The 21,180-nt window shown below is 40.6% G+C and carries 18 protein-coding genes, 1 tRNA gene, 1 pseudogene and 1 other annotated feature; of the genes and pseudogenes, 3 read left to right on the top strand and 17 right to left on the bottom strand.

Annotated elements, in window-relative coordinates:
• The 6 genes from mltG to ACTQX6_RS04640 form a co-directional block, all read right to left on the bottom strand.
• Positions 1-1,089 carry an endolytic transglycosylase MltG gene (mltG, locus tag ACTQX6_RS04615; RefSeq protein ID WP_168965864.1) on the bottom strand — a complete coding sequence of 363 codons (1,089 nt, stop codon included), beginning with the start codon at positions 1,087-1,089 and terminating at the stop codon, positions 1-3.
• Entirely contained in the window at positions 1,082-1,336 is a 255-nt protein-coding gene (locus tag ACTQX6_RS04620) for a DUF1292 domain-containing protein (RefSeq protein WP_022789111.1), read from the bottom strand. Before ACTQX6_RS04620 ends, mltG begins: the two co-directional genes overlap by 8 nt.
• A 34-nt stretch (positions 1,337-1,370) precedes the next feature.
• On the bottom strand, positions 1,371-1,796 hold the full coding sequence (ruvX, locus tag ACTQX6_RS04625; RefSeq protein WP_022789112.1) for a Holliday junction resolvase RuvX: 426 nt from the start codon (positions 1,794-1,796) through the stop codon (positions 1,371-1,373).
• On the bottom strand, positions 1,796-2,047 hold the full coding sequence (locus ACTQX6_RS04630) for an IreB family regulatory phosphoprotein (protein WP_117445397.1): 252 nt from the start codon (positions 2,045-2,047) through the stop codon (positions 1,796-1,798). The genes ruvX and ACTQX6_RS04630 overlap by 1 nt, the downstream gene beginning before the upstream one ends.
• Before the next feature lie 101 nt (positions 2,048-2,148).
• On the bottom strand, positions 2,149-4,776 hold the full coding sequence (gene alaS, locus ACTQX6_RS04635) for an alanine--tRNA ligase (RefSeq protein ID WP_294688685.1): 2,628 nt from the start codon (positions 4,774-4,776) through the stop codon (positions 2,149-2,151).
• 31 nt (positions 4,777-4,807) lie between these two features.
• Positions 4,808-4,998, bottom strand: a binding site (T-box leader).
• 8 nt (positions 4,999-5,006) lie between these two features.
• Positions 5,007-6,311, bottom strand: a complete 1,305-nt coding sequence (locus tag ACTQX6_RS04640) for an aminotransferase-like domain-containing protein (protein ID WP_117445399.1) — start codon at positions 6,309-6,311, stop codon at positions 5,007-5,009.
• Between the two features lie 90 nt (positions 6,312-6,401).
• Here ACTQX6_RS04640 and ACTQX6_RS04645 point away from each other — a divergent pair, with 90 nt between their 5' ends.
• A complete protein-coding gene (locus tag ACTQX6_RS04645) occupies positions 6,402-6,917 on the top strand; it encodes an ECF transporter S component (protein ID WP_168965870.1) in 516 nt (171 codons plus the stop codon).
• Positions 6,918-6,981: 64 nt separating this feature from the next.
• Here ACTQX6_RS04645 and ACTQX6_RS04650 read toward each other — a convergent pair.
• Positions 6,982-7,068: transfer RNA gene (locus tag ACTQX6_RS04650), tRNA-Leu, on the bottom strand.
• A 131-nt stretch (positions 7,069-7,199) separates the two neighbouring features.
• On the opposite strand from ACTQX6_RS04650, the gene mnmA reads away from it, so the two are divergent.
• Both mnmA and recD2 read left to right on the top strand, forming a co-directional pair.
• Positions 7,200-8,363, top strand: a complete 1,164-nt coding sequence (mnmA, locus tag ACTQX6_RS04655) for a tRNA 2-thiouridine(34) synthase MnmA (protein WP_294688977.1) — start codon at positions 7,200-7,202, stop codon at positions 8,361-8,363.
• Complete coding sequence (gene recD2, locus ACTQX6_RS04660; protein ID WP_294688979.1) at positions 8,356-10,479, top strand: SF1B family DNA helicase RecD2; 2,124 nt, start codon at positions 8,356-8,358, stop codon at positions 10,477-10,479. Before mnmA ends, recD2 begins: the two co-directional genes overlap by 8 nt.
• Positions 10,480-10,488: 9 nt before the next feature.
• On the opposite strand, the gene ACTQX6_RS04665 is transcribed toward recD2, so the two are convergent.
• The 10 genes and pseudogenes from ACTQX6_RS04665 to ACTQX6_RS04710 all read right to left on the bottom strand — a co-directional run.
• The gene (locus ACTQX6_RS04665) at positions 10,489-10,872 is read right to left on the bottom strand and encodes a DUF956 family protein (RefSeq protein WP_022789117.1); all 384 of its coding nucleotides are present in this window, start codon (positions 10,870-10,872) and stop codon (positions 10,489-10,491) included.
• A gap of 51 nt (positions 10,873-10,923) precedes the next feature.
• Positions 10,924-11,835 carry a PTS system mannose/fructose/sorbose family transporter subunit IID gene (locus ACTQX6_RS04670; RefSeq protein WP_022789118.1) on the bottom strand — a complete coding sequence of 304 codons (912 nt, stop codon included), beginning with the start codon at positions 11,833-11,835 and terminating at the stop codon, positions 10,924-10,926.
• Between the two features lie 20 nt (positions 11,836-11,855).
• The gene (locus ACTQX6_RS04675; protein WP_022789119.1) at positions 11,856-12,665 is read right to left on the bottom strand and encodes a PTS mannose/fructose/sorbose transporter subunit IIC; all 810 of its coding nucleotides are present in this window, start codon (positions 12,663-12,665) and stop codon (positions 11,856-11,858) included.
• 20 nt (positions 12,666-12,685) lie between these two features.
• Positions 12,686-13,666, bottom strand: coding sequence for a mannose/fructose/sorbose PTS transporter subunit IIB (locus ACTQX6_RS04680; protein WP_195221909.1), 981 nt, complete (start codon positions 13,664-13,666; stop codon positions 12,686-12,688).
• Positions 13,667-13,904: 238 nt separating this feature from the next.
• On the bottom strand, positions 13,905-14,120 hold the full coding sequence (locus ACTQX6_RS04685; protein ID WP_022789121.1) for a YneF family protein: 216 nt from the start codon (positions 14,118-14,120) through the stop codon (positions 13,905-13,907).
• Between the two features lie 45 nt (positions 14,121-14,165).
• Positions 14,166-15,056, bottom strand: coding sequence for a DMT family transporter (locus ACTQX6_RS04690; protein WP_294688984.1), 891 nt, complete (start codon positions 15,054-15,056; stop codon positions 14,166-14,168).
• Between the two features lie 2 nt (positions 15,057-15,058).
• Complete coding sequence (parC, locus tag ACTQX6_RS04695) at positions 15,059-17,539, bottom strand: DNA topoisomerase IV subunit A (RefSeq protein WP_294688986.1); 2,481 nt, start codon at positions 17,537-17,539, stop codon at positions 15,059-15,061.
• Positions 17,532-19,463: a DNA topoisomerase IV subunit B gene (gene parE / locus ACTQX6_RS04700; protein WP_195221934.1), complete on the bottom strand. Its 1,932-nt coding sequence runs from the start codon at positions 19,461-19,463 to the stop codon at positions 17,532-17,534. Before parE ends, parC begins: the two co-directional genes overlap by 8 nt.
• 146 nt (positions 19,464-19,609) lie before the next feature.
• On the bottom strand, positions 19,610-20,854 hold the full coding sequence (locus tag ACTQX6_RS04705) for a dicarboxylate/amino acid:cation symporter (protein WP_441657328.1): 1,245 nt from the start codon (positions 20,852-20,854) through the stop codon (positions 19,610-19,612).
• A pseudogene (locus ACTQX6_RS04710) lies at positions 20,841-21,180 on the bottom strand (MalY/PatB family protein); the annotation flags it as partial. The gene ACTQX6_RS04705 and the pseudogene ACTQX6_RS04710, both read right to left, overlap by 14 nt.

A 21,180-nucleotide genomic window follows, 5' to 3' on the forward strand; every position in this document is an offset into this window, starting at 1 on the left:
TTAATTCAAGATCAGACCCAGCTCTTCACAAATGCGCTGATGTTCCTCATACGTCTTGGAATAATACACCTTACCATCTCCATGAATATCGGCCGCAAAGAATAAATACTCTGAAGATTCCGGTTCTAATACAGCGAGTAAGGCATCGCCTCCGGGATTTAAAATAGGTCCAACCGGCAGTCCGTTATTCAGATATGTATTATATGGAGAATCCACATCCGTTTGTGTTTCACAATCCTGTGGATCATCAAACTGATCATACAACGCATAGCAGACAGTAACGCTGGATTCCAAACGCATATCCTGATTTAAACGATTGTAGAAGACACCGGCAATCGTGGCCATATCTTGTTTAGTACCGGACTCAAACTGTACGACACTGGCAAGTGTTACCAGTTCATGTACCGAGTAAGAGCTATTTTCAAAAGCGGACTTATGTTCTTCATAGAAAAGTTTAAACTGATCCAGCATTGTACGTGTGATCGTATCCAGATCGGCATCATCCGCTAAGAAATACGTCTCCGGAAACAAATACCCTTCGAGCTTCACTTTATAGTTATCGTTGTTAAGGGCATCCGCATCCAAAAAGGCATAATCTTTTGACAATGTTTGAATATATTCGCTGTCATTCCACAAAGATAGAATCTCATCGGTGCTGTAAGATGGATACAGGCTGGAAATCGAAGCGGCTACTTCCTTAGCCCATGTTCCTTCCGGTACTGTCAATCGTTTTTCTTCCTGTTTGGCATTTTCCTGATTTCCGATATACGATAAGATTTCTGAAGTGCTCATACCATCGTTTAACTCAAATAGACCGGCATAATACTGATTCATTCCTGTAAAGCGGGCATACAGCTTAGCCACGGAATCAGAGCGAATCAAATGTTGTTCTTCTAATGAGGTCAAGACAGAATCAAAGGTTTCTCCTTCTGTAATTTCAAAAGAAATGGTTTCTTCTCCATTTCCCACCGGCTCTAAATTCATGCGCACATAAATAAATGTACCGATACCGGCAATCCCCAACAACAATACGATAATCAGCAGGATTCGAGGCCATAAAGCCTTTCGCTTTTTTCTTTGTTTAGGCATTTTCCTCATCCTCAGCAAAGGTGTTGATCACTTCCTCTACCATTTCCCACTCTTCTTCGCTTTCAATCGGATATAAATTTCCCTGATCGTCATAACAGGAGGCAAATACTTCTTCTGTATCGTGGTCAGCATCCTGAAAAACAACGTACTGTTTCTTTTTGTCTTCACTGTCAAAAGTAAAAAGAATAGTCATCTTTTTTTCATTTCCGTTTTCGTCCTGTACATACAAACAATTTGAATCTAACATAATTTTGTTTCCTTTCCAAAAAAAATAGGGATGTTTAAACTCCCCCATTTTGTTGATCTAAATACCCTTGAAGAATCTCGACTGCTGCCAGCTGATCGATGATCTTCTTCCGTTTTTTTCGGGAAACATCACCTTCTAAAAGGATCCGCGTTGCACTGACTGTCGTCAAGCGCTCATCCCATAGAGTTACATCGTAACCCTCTTTTTTTAATTCTTCGGCAAACTGGATCGATATCTCGGCCCGTGTGCCTATATCCCCATTCATATGCTTTGGTAAACCAAGCACGACTTTTTTAACTTGATTCTTTTCTAAAAGATCCAATACCTCATCAAAACAGATATCATAATCTTCCGATGGAAAACGGATCGTTTTCAAGGTTCTTGCCACTAATCCTGTCGCATCACTGATCGCAACCCCACAAGTAACGCTTCCAAGATCCAAACCGATGATACGTGCCATTATTTTTCCAAATATGCGCGAACCAGCTCTTCGATAATTTCATATCGTTCAATGCGCTGAATCAGATTACGCGCATTTTTATGCGATGAAATATAAGCCGGATCATTGGAAATCAAATAACCGGCAATCTGATTCACCGAGTTATAACCACGTTCTTCCAACGCCTCAGAGACTTCACGCAAGATCCCCTTGATATTTTCTCGACGAATCTCTTCGGTAGTAAATGTCATAGTTTCTGTAATATCTTTCATACTATCACACTCCTTGCTACGAGTAATTATACACGATTCAAAATAAAATGAAAACACAAACGATTCAATAAAAAAGGAGATTGGTGATCCCAATCCCCACATTAGATCTCTTTTAGTGTATTTTCTACCAGTTTCATGGCTTCATCGACCTTAGAAATGTCCTTTCCTCCGGCCTGTGCCATATCCGGTTTTCCACCGCCGTTACCATCACACAGCATGGCAGCCTGTTTAACAAGTTTACCGGCATGCACACCTTTTCTCACCGCTTCTTTTCCAGCTCCGGCAACAAAGACAACTTTATTGTCATTTACATTCACAAAGAAACATACGATGTTTTCATCCTGGCCCTTTAAATTAGAAACGAAATCCTTTAAAGCCGACGCATCCATGCCCTGTACCTTTTTGATCAAAGCTTTGATAGATCCACATTCTTTAGCTTCCAGGATCCATTCTTTGGACTTTAACGCAAAAATCTGATTCTTCAAATTTTCATTTTCCTTTTGCAGCGCATGCATCTGTTCCAGGAAAGAATCAACTTTCAGTTCAATTTCCTTTGTGCTCTTTTGTTTAGCACTCTTGGCAATGTGTTCCAGCTGTGCCTGCTGATGCGCACATTCTTTATAAGCAGCATATTTTGTCTTGGCCGTAATACGACGAATATCCGAGCCGATACTTTCTTCACTGATGATCTTGCACAAACCAATCTGTGAAGTATGATCCACATGGCAGCCACCACAGAATTCTTTGGAAACATCACCCATCGTTACAACACGAACACGATCACCATACTTTTCATTAAACAGAGCTGTAGCTCCGGATTTTCTGGCATCTTCAATATCCATAACTTCTTTGGTAACGGTATAGTTGGCATCGATATACTGATTAACCAAGTCTTCAATTTCTACCAGCTGTTCTTTGCTCAGCTTTTCAAAATGATTGAAGTCAAAACGCAAGTAATCTTCACAAACATAAGAACCAGCCTGTGAAATATGACTTCCGACTACTTGTTTTAAAGCACTCTGCAACAAATGCGTACAGGAGTGATTAGCTGTAATGGCAGCACGTTTTTTGGAATCTACTACCTGATGTAATGTCATGCCTTCTTTTAAAACGCCCTGTTCCAACTTGACCTGCAGCAGGTTTTGTTTATTTGGTGCTTTTTGTACATCCAGTACCTGTGCTTTGATTCCATCAGCTTCCAAAACACCTGTATCCGCAATCTGTCCACCACTTTCGGCATAGAAGCAGGTCGTATCTAAGATGATCTGGCCTTCCTCTTCTAAACCATCCACACGTTTTCCATCCTTGAACAAAGCGATAATCGTTCCATCACATTCCAAATGATCGTATCCAATATATTCACTTTCCTGTGTAAATTCCATCAAATCTACATGTTGCGAAGCAAAAGATTCTTTGGTATTACGGGCATTACGAGCACGTTCTTTTTGAAGTTGCATCTGGGCATCAAATTCATCACGAAGCACTTCCAAACCACTTTCCTGAGCAATTTCCTGTGTCAACTCAAATGGGAACCCATAAGTATCATACAGCTTAAAGACAATTTCACCGGAAAGCTTACCATTCTGCGCTTTCTGAATTTCCTCATCCAGTAAAGCCTGTCCATTTTTCAAAGTCTTTTTAAAAGTATCCTCTTCTATTTTGATCAAACGCTGGTTAAATTCCACATGCTCCTGTAAATACGGATAGAAGTCCTGCATCGTATCGGCAACAACCGGAACCAGTTTATATAAGAAGGCATCCTCTAATCCTAACTTCAAGCCATAGCGAACCGCTCTACGAAGCACACGACGAAGAACATAGCCACGACCACTGTTTGAGAAGTTGGCACCATCACTTAACGCAAAAGTTACGGTACGAATGTGATCGGCAATGACACGATAAGCCATTTTATATTCACCCTCGTATGGATGTTTGGCCAGTTTTTCAGTCGCATGAATGATTGGTAAGAATAAATCGGTATCAAAGTTTGTTTCACCATCCTGAATCAAGGCAACCAAACGCTCCAGGCCCATACCGGTATCAATATTTTTCTGTGGCAATTCTTTATAATCTTTTCGATCGATAGAAGGATCACAATCATATTGAGAGAATACGATATTCCATACTTCGACATATCGATCATTTTCCTGTTCTTCAAAGAACAGACGTTCTCCCAAGTCTTCCGGATCGTATTTTTCACCACGATCAAAGAAAATCTCAGAATCCGGTCCACCCGGTCCTTTCCCGATTTCCCAGAAGTTATCATCCGTTTTCAAGATGTGTTTTGGATCTACACCACATTTTTCAGTCCAAATGCGATACGCATCCTCATCATCTGTATAAACCGAAACATACAAACGATTTTTATCGATACCCATCCATTTTTCACTCGTCAAGAATTCCCATGCGAAAGGAATGGCTTCTTCTTTAAAGTAATCTCCAATACTAAAGTTTCCCAACATTTCAAAGAATGTATGATGACGTGCTGTTTTCCCTACATTTTCAATATCGTTGGTACGAATGCTCTTCTGTGCATTGGCAATGCGATTACAACGCGGTTTTTCACTTCCGTCAAAATACTTTTTCAAAGCGGCAACTCCCGCATTGATCCATAATAAAGTTGGATCATTGTTGGGGATCAAGCTGGCGCCCGGTTCGATCATATGTCCTTTTTCTTTAAAGTAGTCCAGGAACATCTGTCGAATTTGATTTCCACTTAACTGTTTCATTTCTTTCCTCCAATAAAAAAACGTCCCTATCTCTAGGAACGTTATCAACGCGGTACCATCCTAGTTCGTCTTCCTGTTGGAAAACGCCCTTAATTCTTCTTTAACGCAGAATACGGCTTCACTCCAAAGTAGCTTCAAAGAGTCTTATTGTAAGGCTTGCACCAAACGCCTTATCTCTAACTGTCCAAATTCTCTTCTACTTATCTTTTTCATCATCAAGCTCTCAAATTCTAGCATTCTTTTAAGATTTTGACAAGTAACTTCAACCCTTCCTGCAGACGATCTCTATCTAAATACGCAAAAGAAACGATCAGACGATCTTTTGTCGGTGTATCGATACCGATTCCTTTTTCTTCACAAGTCTTTATGATCGCAAAGACATCACAATGTGAAATATCGATCTGATAGCTAAAATACGCCTCCTGCAAAAGGACAGAAAATCCGGCGGAAGAAAGAAGATCATGCGTGATCTGCTCTTTTTTCGCATACTCTCTTTTTAGCTTGCGCACATGTTTTTCCAAATATCCATTGGCGATATATCTTGCCAGTACCAGCTGTTCCAGCTTGGAAGCGGTCGGGCCAAATGAATCTTTAAACTGTTGATGAGCGTATTGAAACTTTGTATTTAAGATCATATAGCTTAGACGTAAGGATGGCAATAAGAGTCTTGAAAAGGAACTGAAATAGATTACATTATCCATGACACTGGCAGATTGTAAAGCCTGTCTGGGTTTGGAATGATAGGTCAATTCCCCATTATAGTCATCTTCCAGAATTAAAAAGCTTTTATCATAGGATAGATGTAAGATCGTATCCCGCATAGAATTCGAAAGTGGTGCAAAATCACGTCCAAAACAAGCCGTATTGATATATAAAATATCAATATCCAGTAAAGATAATTCCTCTATATATCTTTCTTTGGATAAAAAGTGACAATCAAATCCAAAGGATGTAAACACATGGTTGACTTCTTTGGATACACCTTCTTCCATTGCGATCGAAACCGGTTTTTCCAACAGTGAACAAAAATCAAACAACAATGATTGAAATCCAGATCCTACTAAAATCTGAGCACCAGTCGCCAAGATTCCTCGATTATGATAAGCATACTCACTAAGGGCGGTCCGCAATTCTTGTTCGCCCTGTTTATCTCCATAGGTTGAAATCAACGGCGTATCTTGGAAGACATCTTTCATATATCGTTTCCAGATTCTAAGATCAAAGCTATCCTGACTGACGGCATGACTTCTAAAATCATATAAGTATTGTTTCGGTATGTCTGAATTTGAAACCTCTGCTATGATTTGTTGGCGATGAAGCTGATAAGGCTTGATATCCACGATAAATCCCTTTTGTGCCTCGCTGATAATATAACCATCCAATACTAGTTGTTCATAACCTCTTTCAATGCTAGTTTTTGAAAAGCCGAAGATCTGCACACTTTTACGAATACTGGGAAGTGCATCTCCGTATTTTAAATATCCTTTTTTGATATCCTCTACAAATTTGTTATAGACCTGCATATATCGTTTCATAAACTGTCCCCTTAAAATTTAACATAATTGTATATTTTATAAAAGACACTTTATTCGTAAAATAGAGACAAAGGAAGGAATGAGATAGATATGAAAACAAACAAACAAATTCAACAAATTGTGCTCAGTGCCTTAGGAATTGCCATTGTATTTGTCGCAACGATCTTGATTCGTATTCCCAATGCGATGCAGGGATATGTTAATATGGGTGATGGATTTATCCTTTTATTTGCTTCTATTTTAAATCCCGGTTTATCATTTCTTGTTGGTGGCTTAGGCAGCGGTTTGGCGGATGTGGCCGGAGGCTATGGTTACTACTTTATTTTCACCCTGATCATTAAAGGGCTGGAAGGCTTTATCGTTGCCTACCTGTTACAAAAAAATGATCGGCCGATGTATCGCATACTTTGGTACCTGATTGGCTCTATGATCATGATCGGTGGTTATTTTATTGCCGATTCAATTGTCAACCAAAGTGTATGGTTAGGTCTTGCCAGTGTATGGGGTAACTTATTTCAGGCTGTCATGGGATTTCTGGTTGCGATCGTTGGCTACCCTCTTTTATCAAAACTTCATATGGTATCTTCTGAAAAAGCCACACATTAACGTGTGACTTTTTTTGTGATAATAAAAAAGAACAAATCCATATGATTTGTTCTAATCTTTTAAATGGTCCCCGAGGCCAGACTCGAACTGGCACGGTATCGCTACCGGTGGATTTTGAGTCCACTGCGTCTACCAATTTCACCACCCGGGGAAATCTCTTTATCGCTGTTGCTTGTCTATTATAACGAATTCAAAAATAGAAATCAATACCTTTTTTTGAAAAGCTGAAAACAAGCCGAAGAAGCATTTGAAAATTCCACTGAATTTCTCTATAATGGGCCTATGGAAAAAGTACTAGTTGGATTAAGCGGCGGCGTAGATTCTGCCATTGCCGCCTATATATTAAAAGAACAAGGTTATGATGTAACATGTTGTTTCATGCGAAATTGGGATGCGTTTGCCAATAATGATATTGAAGGCAATCCTACCATACAAAATGATGTATGCCCGCAGGAGCAGGACTACATGGATGCCAAGGCGGTGGCTGAACATTTAGACCTGCCGTTATTACGCGTTGATTTTATTAAAGAATATTGGGATTCTGTTTTTCAAACCTTCTTAAATGAATATGAAAAAGGACGTACACCCAATCCGGATATTCTTTGTAATAAATATATTAAGTTTGATGCTTTTTTTGACTATGCCATGAAACATGGATTTGATAAAGTGGCTACCGGCCACTATTGTTCAAACGAAACCAAAGATGGCTTTACCTATCTTACACGTGCTGCCGATCAAAACAAAGATCAAACTTACTTTTTGTGTCAGGTTCCGGAAAAAGCATTGGCAAAAACGCTATTCCCCATTGGAAATCTAATCAAGCCGGAAGTTCGAAAACTGGCAGATCAGCTGCATTTAGAAAGTGTTGCCACAAAAAAAGACAGTACCGGAATTTGTTTTATCGGTGAAAGAAATTTCAGACAGTTTCTTTCCAACTACCTTCCCAATAAAGAAGGTGATATCGTAGATATCGACACCGGAAAGAAGATTGCCAGACACTGTGGTGTTCTATACTATACGATCGGTCAAAGAAAAGGACTTCATATCGACCATGAAAAAGGCCCGTGGTTTGTCTGTGGAAAGGATGTTCACAAAAACATTCTCTTTGTATGTCATACCGATCATAGAGAATGGCTCTATTCGGATTCCTGTATCGTTAAAGGTATTAACTGGTTAGTACCGGACTTAAAAGAAATTCCGACCAAGCTGACCTGTAAGTTTCGATATCGTCAGGCTGATCAGGATATTGAAATCGTTTCTTTTGACAAAGACAGTGCAATGATTCGATATCCGCAAAAGATCGCATCGGTAACCGTGGGACAGGAAGCCGTCTTCTATCACGGACATGTTTGTCTGGGTGGCGGTGTTATTGAACAAGTCTTTGCGGGTGATGAAGATTTAAACGAGAAGATTATTCAAACATATAAGGAGAAAATCAGTGGATAAACAAACCATAAAAGCCAGTTTGGATTTTATCATATTCGAAAACCAGGAAACCCACTATGTTGTGGGTTCTTTTTCTGAGACGGAAACATATCATACTTTTACCGGAGCCGGTCGCCTGCAAGATCCAATTGAGGATCAGGAGTATGAATTGGTTGGCCGCTACATTACGCATCCAAAGTATGGTTCTCAATTTCAAATATTTAGTGCACAGAAGGTTCTTCCAAAAAAAGAACGAGCTATTCTTCATTTTTTGACCAGCGATGCCTTTCCTACCATTGGTAAAAAGACAGCACAGGCAATCTATGACACATTGGGAGAGGAATGTCTGCATCACATTATCGAAGATCCTGGAAAACTCGATATGGTTCCCGGTCTAAATGCCAAAAAAAAGGAAATCATCAAGGAAGGTTTACAGTCCTTTGACGGCTTTAATGAAACTTATGTCCGTCTTATGGAACTGGGGTTGGATCAAAAAAAGATCGAACTGTTGGAACAAGCCTATGACAATGTTTTAGATGTGATTGAAGAAGATTGTTTTCGCCCTTACTATGAAATTTATGGTTTTGGCTATCGATCGGCCTTAAAGTTAGCCGATGGCCTTGAAATGGATAAAAAAGATACTCGTCGTATGGATGCCTATGTCTATGAACTGACAAGAAATCTAAGCATGGCAACCGGAAATACATATATTTTTAAGACGTCCCTTTTGGAACATTTGCCAAATTGTTCGATAGAACTGCTGGATGAAATCTTAGATCGCTTATGTCTTCATAAAAGTCTTCATGTCGATGAAAACAAAGTGTATCCGTTTGGTTTATATGATGAAGAAATTGAAATTGCCAAAATCTTATCCCATCATCAATTTAAAGTAGATACCCTTTCCAAAAAAGACTTAGATAAAAAAATAGAAGAAGTGGAATTTGCTTATAACCTTCAATACGACAGTGTACAAAAACAAGCCATTGAAACTTTTTTTAATCACAGTATTTGTATCATCAATGGTGGACCGGGTACCGGAAAAACAACGACTGTTAAAGGGATTCTGGCTTTATACAATGCCTTCTATCCGGATTCAAAGATACAGCTTTGTGCTCCAACCGGTCGTGCCAGCAAGCGTTTGAGTCAACTGGCTTATGCGGACAGTAAAACCATTCATTCCCTTTTAAAATGGAACAAAGATGATAATACCTTTGCCAAAGATGAAAACGATCCCCTAGAACTGGATGTATTGATCATCGATGAATTCAGTATGGTCGATACCCATCTTTTCTGCAGTTTATTAAAAGCCCTACCGGATCATGCACGAATATTAATGATAGGTGATGAAGATCAGCTGGAAAGTGTTGGACCGGGAAAAGTATTTGAAGATATCATTTCAAGTCAGGTCTTTCCGGTCATTCATCTGGAAAAAATCTTTCGTCAAAAAAATGGTTCTGGTATTGTTACACTGGCTAAAGAAATCCGCGAGGAAACTACATGTACCTATGAAGATGGAGTCAACTTTATCGAAGAAAGTTCACAAAGGATCCTGCCAATGATACAAGGACTCACAAAAGATATGAATCTGGATGATTTTCAGATCTTATCACCGATGTATAAAGGGGCTGCCGGCATCGATGCGATCAATGTGGCGATGCAGGAGCAATTTAATCCAGCCTCGATAAACAAGCAGGAGCTAAAGGTCGGTACAACTACCTTTCGTGAAGACGATAAGGTCATGTTACTAAAAAATCTTCCAGAGGAAGATGTATATAACGGCGATATTGGATATATCATCGAAATCGATAATTCTTCAAAAGCAAATCAAAGAATCAGCGTGGATTTTGGCAATCGAATCGTAGATTTTACGTATGATTTTCTCTATTATCTCAAACATGCCTACTGCATCAGTGTTCATAAAGCCCAAGGCAGCGAATATGACACGGTTTGTTGTGTGGTCGATCAAAACTCTTTGCACATGTTGGAAAAGCGCTTGTTATATACGGGGATATCCCGTGCAAAAAAACAGCTTTTCATCATTGGACAACGCTATGTTTTTGAAAAACAGGTACGTTTAAAAAATCGCAGGATTCGACAAACAACACTAAAGAAAAGGATACAAGACTATATACGATAAAAAAACAGGTCACGGCCTGTTTTTTCTATGCAGAAGATTATGAATACCTCTTTTTAAAACAGTAAAGAAACCAAGGGACTGTACCATTTTATCTGAAGGCATATGATTACGAATCGCACGAAGAAGCTCTTTATTGCGTTTCCCCGCTGAAAAAGAGAAACTCCCATCACTTTTCGTAAAGATCGCAAAACGATTGATATAGCGTTTAAAATAAACCGATGCGGCTAAATAGTCGATTTCCTCCCAGGGAATTTGAATGTAGTCTTCGACCTTACGATCGTTATAATATTCAAACGCTTTATCACCGACCATAATCTTACCGGTACTGGTCAAGCCCATAAAACAGCTTCCCTTGACCGTCAACTCTGCTTTTGTATTCATTGATTGAACCATCGTATCACCTCAAAAAGAAGAAGTCCGGTAAAAACCGGACTTTTATACATTCTACATGAATCCGCAAAGAACACCAATGATACCAACAATGAAAAGACCAATAATAATAACGATCGGCGAAATATTCTTTTTCAATAGCCAGCAGATAAACAAAGTCAATAATACCGCCAGTAAACCTGGTGTTAATGAGTTTAAGTTATCTTGTAATGTAGTCGATGTTGTATCATACAAGAATTTTCCACTGTCATATTCACGTAAAATGGCCTGTAAAGATTCACCGGTACCGTCAAATTTAGAGAAGTCGATGATATTAACTTCATCATTGGCAACGGTAGATACAACCGGTGTTAAAGTGATGCTGACCCAACGCTGAACCAGGCCACCAATGACAAACATACCAAGGATACTGGCTCCCTGCGTAATCTTTCCTAACAATCCACCGGACAAGTCTTTGGTGATTGAAGTTCCTACTTTATAGCCAAACTCCTGCGTGTACCACATGAACGCAAAACGAATCACATTCCATAATACAAAGAATAATACAGGTCCTAACAAATTACCGCTCAGGGCAAAAGAAGCACCTAAAGCCCCTAAAATTGGACGCATGGTAAACCAGAAAGCCGGGTCACCGACACCAGCCAATGGTCCCATCATACCAACCTTAACACCCTGGATTGCCACATCATCAATTGGTGCACCATTGGCACGTTCTTCTTCCATGGCCAAAGTAACACCCATGACCGGAGAAGATACATAAGGATGGGTATTATAGAATTCCATATGACGCTTTAATGCGGAAATCTGATCTTCTTTGTTTGTATATAGTTTCTTGATAGCCGGAATGATGGAATAGCACCATCCACCGTTCTGCATACGTTCATAGTTCCAGGATCCCTGAAGAAACTGATGACGCCAACAAACTTTCATACGATCTTTTTTAGATAAAACAATTTTTTCTGCCATACTAATCTCTCCTTTCGATCCTAGTAATCATTCAGGATATCCCCTAACGGGTCACCTGTATTGGAGGCGTTTCCACCGGAACCTCCGCTTTCCTTCAATGCCAGATAAATCAAAGCTAAGGCAACACCAATGACACCCAGACCGATCAATGTGATCTCCTGGATACAAGCCAGTGTGAAACCTAAGGCGAAGAATGGCCAAGTTTCCTTTGTAGCCATCATGTTGATGACCATGGCATAACCAACAGCGGCAACCATACCACCACCAACGGTCATACCATTATTCAACCATGCCGGCATTGCCTGTAGAGCACTGGTAACGATATCCGATGGAACAAAGCACAAGATAGCTGCCGGGATCGCAATACGAAGTCCCTGCATCAAAATGGCGATATATTGCCAGATTTCAATCGTTTTAAAGCTTCCTTTTTCAGCCGCACCATCCATAATATGTACGATAGGAATGGCCAGCGTACGACAAATCATCGTTAAGAACAATCCAGCTACTGACAAAGGAACCGCAACCGCGATGGATGTAGAAATAACACTGTTTACATCGGTAGCTCCGTCTAAACCAAGCACCATGATAATGGCAGAGGCAACCGATGCCAAAGCAGCATCCGGTGCCACAGCAGCTCCAACGTTGGCCCATCCTAAAGCCATCAGTTGAAGATTTCCCGCCAACATGATCCCTTCTGTTAAGTGACCTGTTACAAGTCCGATCAATGTACATGCAACCAAAGGCTGATGGAACTGGAATTCATCCAAAATTCCTTCCATACCCGCTAATAAGGCTACAATGACAATGAGAATCACTGTAATAATATTCATATTAACCTCCAAAAACAATCTTATCCAAGTTCAGCTTCTGCTTTTTTCAAGATCGCATCCATATTTTCCGGGCTGTCGGCCGGAACTTTACGGACATCAAATTTAACACCCAGCTTTTCAATCTCACGCATGGTCTTTACATCGTCTTTATCAAAAGCTAAAGCCTTCGTAACCGCAACTTTTCCCTGTGAATGTGCCATGGAACCTACATTTAATGTTTTGATATCCACACCACCCTGAATTGCTTTTAGGGCATCCTGTGGTGTTTCAAACAACAACAACGCTTTGGTTGCACCAAAACGAGGATCCTTAGCCACAGCAATCATCTTATCAATCGGTACAACATGTGCCTTAACTCCCGGAGGAGCAGCCTGTATGATCATGTTTTTTCGCAATTCATCGTGTGCTACATTATCAGAAACAACGATGATACGATCCGGATTGGTTGATTTTGTCCATGTTGTTGCCACCTGTCCGTGCAATAAACGGGTATCGATTCGAGCTAATACATATTTGATATGTCCATCACCCAGCACGGTTCCTTCCGGAATGGCCTGCTGCATGACAGGAGCCGCACTCTGCTCTTTTTCTTCTTCCACCGGTTCCAGATCTTCCGGTTGAATGCGAACACCCTCTTTTGCCGTCTTGGCAATGTGCATCGCAATTTCATGAGCTGTGTCCATGCTCATTCTGGATGCATAGGCTTCAATCAACATAGGCAGATTCAAACCGGTTACAATAGCCCAGCTTTCATGCCCGTCTTTTAAAGCACTTGCCTGATTGAAAGGCGTTCCGCCCCAAAGATCCACCAGGAATAAGATCTCATCCTGTTGATCAAAGGAAGCAATCGCGTCTTCCATTTTTTTGCGAATATCCTGAGGTCCCTCGCTTGGTTTTAAAATGCAAGGTTTGACATTTGCCTGATCGCCAAAGATCATAGATCCGGACTGATGAATCCCTTCGGCAAATTCCCCATGACTCGCTAGGATAATTCCTACCATATTAACCTCCTATCTACTCACCTGTATATAAGTGATCATGTTGCCTGTATAAAAACAGCTCGTATTTGTATTCATTATATAGCCATACTATTTTTATACAGTGGTACATTCATCCTTATTTTAAGAAAATTAAAGCGATTTCGCAATAGTTATTCACAAATTTTCCCATATTCCCCTATTACCATCATCATTATCACATATTATTTGCATAAAAGAAAAACGAAGAGTTTCCTCTTCGCTATCTGTTTTGGTTAACTGATTTCATGATCTGACGAATCTGCGCTTCACTAGGTTTACGACCCATTTGTAAGAACATAGCACGAATCATCTTTTCATTGATCGGTGGATTTTCCTTTAATTCTTTTTCAAACTTTTTCTTTGTGAAATAAAAACCTAAAATCCCGCCAATAACAACCCCAACTAAGGTGTAAAGTATTGTACTTAACCAATCCATATTTAATCCATCCTCACTATTTACATACTTTATATTACTATTTTTTTATTCTTTTGACAACCGTTTGAAAATTCTATTTTTATCAAACAGAGATTCCCCTTCTACTAAGATAACCGACAGAAAAATCAATAAACCACCAAGGATCATGATCCACGTCTTTTCTTCGTGCAACAATGCAAATCCAAAAATATTGGCAAATAAAGATTCTGTACAAAGAAGCACACTGGCACTGGAAGAATCGATATATTTTTGCGCCAGAGTTTGTAATTGAAATGCAAGCCATGTGGCAATCAAAATCATATAAAGGCAGCTGAAAATGGCCATCGAGGAGATGTGTGAAGGCATCGCTTCCAAACATAAGGCACCTGGAATAGACACTAATGCAGCCACTGACATTTGAACCGCATTGATAAGTCGCACATCCTGTCCTTTTGTCGAATACTCCAAAGAGATAAAGTGACAAGCAAAAAAGAAGGCACACATCAGTGATAAACCATCTCCAAAAGAAAAGTGAAACTGCCCCTTTGATAGAGAAAGATATCCAATACCAATCAGACAGATCAAGCTGGCAAATACCTGCATGAACTGTGGTCTTTTCTTAAAGATGAGCCAGGCGATATAAGGTACCATGACCACATTGACCGCCGTTAAAAAAGCATTTTGACCTGTATTGGTCATATCTAAACCAAAGGTTTGAAAGGCAAAGGCCAAATACAAGAAAATACCTGATAAAGCCCCTTTTAATACACCGGCTTTGGTAATGCGTATTTTTTGAATTCCTACTATGAGCCAGCACACAAGACTGGCACCTAAAAAGCGAATCAATAAAACGGTAAACGGATCAAAGGTGGCCAAAGCGGCATCGGTCGCAATGAAACCACCGCCCCAGATGGCTGCCACCAAGATACAGATGGCACTCGCATTTTTTCTGGACATGCTTATACCTCAAAAAGTGAAAGCTGTTCACTTTCTTCCTCTGACCAGTTTCCTTCCTCAATACGATCCAGGATTTCGGGAATCGTATAAGCTTCCAACTTGCCAAATGGATTCGAGAACGTTGATTCTACCGACATCAAAGAAATGGATGCCGGTACAAAGCGAAGAAGCTCTTCACTTTCCAGCACGATTTCCTTTTGTAGATCACGAATCTCCTTCATTTTATATAGATGACTTGGATTTGATTTGATCAGCTTACAAATGCGGTTTCCTTTAGCCGGTCGATTAAACTGGGCAATCTGATCCATCTTGACACGTTTCATCTGCCCTTCGCTTGTCATAAATAGAATTTGTCCCTGCAAGTCACGACAGACAAGCATATCTTCCACACAATCGTCCCTTGTCAGATTGATTGATTTAACACCTTTGGATTTTGCCGATACCTGCGGTACTTGTTCAACCGGATACGTCAAACCAAAACCATTTTTTGTCACCAACACGATCTGATCAGATTGTGTCATGGATGCTTTTGCCGAAATCATTTCATCGGCTGATCCAACTTTCATGCAGACCATCGTTTTATTGGCACGAGAAACCTGCAGATCTTTTAAAGAAGTTCGCTTGATCATTCCTAAAGCCGAGGCAAAGACCATCTCTACATGTTTATCAAAATGATCGATCAAATAGGCCTGAACGATTTTTTCCGAAGAATCGATTTTCAAATAACTGCTGATATGTTTTCCCAGATCCTTCCACTTGGCTTCTTCCAAGGTATAGACCGGTAAATACCCATAGGTTCCGCGATTGGTAAAAAACAAGAGTGTCTGTAAGGTGCTGGACTGTCCGCTGCATACGATAAAATCGCCATCCTTATGACCACTCAGGCTATCCGGTGACGCATTGTAAGAGCGCAGACTGACACGTTTAACATACCCATCATGTGTCATTGTCACCATGACTTGTTCATCCGCAATCATAGCTTTTTCATCAATGACGATCTCTTGAATATCCTTTTGAATCTCACTGCGTCTTTCGGTCTTAAAAGTCGTATTGACTTCTTTTAATTCTTTGACAAGCAATGCATGCAGCTTTTTCTTATCCGATACGATACCTTCCAAACGTTGAATATCCTTTAAAAGCGCATCGTATTCATCCTGCAATTCTTTAATATCCGTATGTGTCAAACGATATAAACGCATGATGACAATGGCTTCTGCCTGTTCTTTGGAAAAGCCAAAGCGAGAAATCAGATTATTTTTGGCATCGGCCTTATCTTTAGAAGAGCGAATGATAGAAATGATCTCATCCATGACACTAACCGCTTTGATCAAGCCTTCCAAGATATGCGCTCGTTCCTTTTTAGCCTTTAAATCATAATGACTTCGCCTTAAAACTACATCTTCCCGATGTTGAATAAAGGCATCCAGCGCCATCGGCAAAGACATCAATACCGGCGCCTTATTGACAATGGCAATCACATTATAGTTATAAGAAATCTGAAGATCGGTATTCTTATAAAGATAATTCAAGATCGTTTCATCGGCACAATCTTTCTTTAAGTCGATGACAATGCGCAATCCATTACGATCACTTTCATCACGTACATCTAAGATACCATCGACTTTTTTATTGATTCGAATATCATCGATCTTCTTGACCAGCTGACTTTTGATCACTTCATATGGAATTTCGGTAACAACCAGTTGTTTGATTGTTCGTGTCTGTTCCACATGTACCTTAGATCGAATCATGACTTTTCCTTTACCTTTGGAAAAAGCTTCACTGATACCGTCAATCCCCATAACGATACCGCCGGTTGGAAAATCGGGCCCTTTTACAATCTGCATCAGCTCATGTAGATCACATTGTGGATGCTGGATACGATAAATCGCTGCTTCGACAACTTCATTTAAATTATGTGGCGGTATATTGGTCGCATAACCAGCGGCAATACCGGTAATTCCATTGACCAGCAAGTTGGGATAACGAGCCGGCAAGACTGTCGGTTCCATCTTTTCATCGGAAAAGTTGGGCGCCCATTCTACCGTATCCTTTTCAATATCCTGCAACAAATAATCCGAAAGCTTGGAAAGTCTTGCTTCCGTATATCGCATCGCAGCCGCCGGATCATCGTCAATAGAACCGTTATTTCCCTGCATATCGATCAATGGATCCGCAATTTTCCAAGATTGTGATAATCGTACCATCGCGTCATAAACGGAACTATCCCCATGCGGGTGATAATTACCGATGACGTTACCTACCGTTTTAGCACTTTTACGATACGGTTTGTTGTAGGTATTTCCATCTTCATACATCGCATACAAAATACGCCTTTGCACCGGCTTTAAGCCATCCCTGGCATCGGGCAGGGCACGCTCCTGAATGATGTATTTGGAATAACGTGCAAAGCGATCCGCCATGATATCTTCCAGTGAATTTTTTAATATATGATGTTCTTCCACTGTATTTGCCTTAGTCATGGCGCACCTCCTTTGCATAATCATCCTCCAATGTGAAAACAACATTGTCTTCGATCCAGTTACGACGAAGTTCTGCTTTATCCCCCATCAGCTCATGGACACGACGCTCAGCCATGACCGCATTTTCTATCGTTACACAAATCAAGGTACGCGTAGCCGGATTCATCGTGGTATCCCAAAGCTGCGTCGCATTCATTTCACCAAGACCTTTATAACGGGTGATGGTATAGCCGTTTTTGAGCTCTTTTTTCTTTTCATCCAGTTCTTCATCCGTGTATAGATAGTATTCATTCTTTCCTTTGGCAATCCGATATAAAGGTGGCAAGGCGATATATAACATTTCCTTATCGATCAAATCTCTCATATAGCGATAAAAGAATGTCAACAATAGATTTTGAATATGTGCCCCATCATCATCTGCATCGGTCATGATGATGACCTTATAGTAATTGGAATCTTCGGCGGTAAAATCTTTTCCGACACCGGCTCCCAGGGCATGAATGATCGTATTCAATTCTTCATTTTTCTCAATGTTTTCCAAAGATGCCTTTTCGGTATTTAATACCTTTCCTCTTAATGGTAGGATGGCCTGATATTTTGAATCTCTACCTTGTTTGGCACTACCCCCGGCCGAATCACCTTCGACAAGGTACAGCTCCTTTCTTCGGGCATCCTTGCTTTGCGCACTGGCAAGCTTTCCGGACAATACTCTTTCTGCCTTCTGTTTGCCTTTGCCTTTACGCGCTTCCTCTCTGGCCTTGCGAGCCGCATTACGCGCATTGGCCGCCTTTACAATTTTTCGCACCAGCGCCTGTGCCGTTTCTTTATTCTCTTCTAAGAAATAGCGTAAATTCTCACTCACGATCGCATCCGTAGCTGATTTTGCCTCCGGTGTTCCCAATTTCTCTTTTGTCTGTCCTTCAAACTGAAGAAGATTTTCCGGAATTGTCAGATTGATGACAAGCGTTAAGCCTTCCCGAACATCACTGCCATCAAAACTTTTATCCTTCTCTTTTAAGAAACCGTTTTTACGGGCATATTCGTTGAACACTTTGGTAAAAGCTTGTTTCGCACCGGTTTCATGACTTCCGCCATCCCGTGTTCGAACCATGTTGGTAAAGCTAAAAACATTTTCCTGATAATCATCAGTATATTGAAAACAACCACGCACTTGTATGCCATTATTGTTGCCTTCAAAACTGATTGGATCGTGCATCGGTGTATGATCTTTATCAATTTCCTCGATAAAAGCCTGTAAGCCATTTTCATACTGATAGACCATTTCCCGTTTTTCTTTTCGAAGATCGGTCACTTTCATCTCTAAGCCTTCTAAAAGGAAAGCATCTTCCTGCGCACGTTCACAAATCTTAGAGAAGGAAAAGCGATTTTGTTTAAAGATGTGAGGATCCGGTAAGAACTGTACAGTACTTCCGGTACGATTGGTCTTACCGATCTTCTCCAGCTTTCCGACTTTCTTTCCCCCATCTTCAAACAACATAGACCATACATTTTTACCATCATGCACCGTTACTTTACACCAGGAACACAATGCGTTCACAACACTGGCCCCTACACCATGCAAACCACCGGCACTTTGATAGCCTCCACTGCTGGTAAATTTACCGCCGGCATGAAGCACCGTAAAAATAACTTCTAAGGTGCTGACACCGGATTTATGTTTTCCGACAGGCATTCCACGTCCATGATCTTCTACCGTAACACTGCCATCGGCATTCAATGTAATATGGATCTGATTTCCATAGCCATTCAAAGCCTCGTCAATCGCATTATCGACGATTTCCCAAACCAGGTGGTGAAGACCTCTGGAATCCGTAGAACCAATATACATACCCGGACGTTTGCGGACTGCTTCCAGTCCTTCCAGGATCACAATACTATTCTCATCATATGTCTTATCTGGCATCTGATCATCCTTTCGCATAGCTTTAATTATATCAAAGTTTTTCGCATAAAAAATGTCAAATTCTAGATTTCAAGGCGATTTTTGATCATTTTATAAAGAAAAAGAAAAGCCTATCGCCAAGGATAAGCTTTTCTATAGACTCTTTTTTACTTAGAACCATTTGTTGAATGTTGTATAAGCCAGTTTTTTCCCTCGACCAAACGAGTTACGATCATGCTGGCAATCGTATCTCCACTGGCATTTAAAGCCGTTGCCATAGGATCAAACAAGAAGCCCAGAGTTGCGATCAATGGAAAGGCTTCCGGTGGAAAGCCAAACATCGATACGATCAAAACTTCTCCTACTAGGCCACCACCTGGTGCTCCTGAAAGGACAAAGGCAGAGCAGATGGCTACTAAAATTGACATCGCATAGGTGTCAATGCCGGTAAATGGTAGATTAAAGGTTGCGAATAAAAATACGATCTTTGTGATCGAGCTTAATACCGAACCATCCATATGCATAGTGCATCCCATCGGTAAGACAATATCACTGATATCCGATGGTACACCGATCTTTTCACAAGCTTCCTTATTGACCGGTAATGTTGCAGCCGAACTTTGAGTCGCAAAGGCTGTGATTGCCGGTGTAAAGATATGCTTAAACATGCGCTTAACTCCTTCCTTACCGCCGGAGAAATATGCGTATAAAGGATAAAAAATAAGAACATATAAAAGACATAAAGGATAATATACGATCATGCTGCGACCATAATCGCCCAACAGCTGTGGACCATACTCGGCAATCAAGTTCGCAAAGTAAGCGCCTAATCCAATCGGTGCAAGTTTCATAATGATGCCGACAAAACGCATAATGATCTCATTTAAATTCTTTAACAACTTTCCAACCGGACTTTCATCACCACCGCTCATGGATACACACAACCCAAACAAAATCGCAAAGATGATCAGCGCCAGCATATGTGATTTATCCAACAGCTGATAAAAATCAGAAACTGTCAAAGTGGATACAATCAATTCAGAAACACTTTGTGTCTTATCGATTTCTGTCGTACTCAATTCGATAGCCCCACCGGATGCCGGACTAAAAAACTGCACCCAGATCAGGACAAGGGCTGATGCGAATAAACCCGTAACGATAAAAGTCACTAACGTACTTCCCAAAATCTTACCTAGCCGCTTACGGTTTACCATGGTTCCCACGGCTGCCGTAATCGATATAAAGACCAAAGGCACAACGATCGTAAATAACAAATTGATAAAGATATCACCTAGAGGTTTTAAAATCTTTCCTGTATCTGGACTGAAGATTCCAATCAAAGAACCGATCAGAATTCCACCCAACAATAACAGAACGGAGCCATATTGCTTCCAGAACTTACTTTCTTTCATTTCTACTGTTTACCGCCTTTTCTAACTGCTTCATTGCCTGTCTTAACACACTTCTTGGACAGGCTACATTCAATCGCATATAGCCTTCCAGTCCTCTTTCAAAGTCACCGCCGTTATTCAAACCTAATTTGGCTTCCTGAATAAAGAAGGCATTCAGTTCTTCCTGATTCAAATGCAAATCACGACAATCCAGCCATACCAGATAGGTCGCATCCGGTCGCATGGGCTTGATACATGGAATGTGCTTTCTGCAGTACTCCACAACAAAATCAATGTTGTCACTTAGATAAGCAAGCAGTTGATCCAGCCATTCTTCCCCTTCATTC

The organism is Faecalicoccus sp. LCP19S3_E2 (genome assembly GCF_052121255.1).
GTDB lineage: Bacteria > Bacillota_I > Bacilli_A > Erysipelotrichales > Erysipelotrichaceae > Faecalicoccus.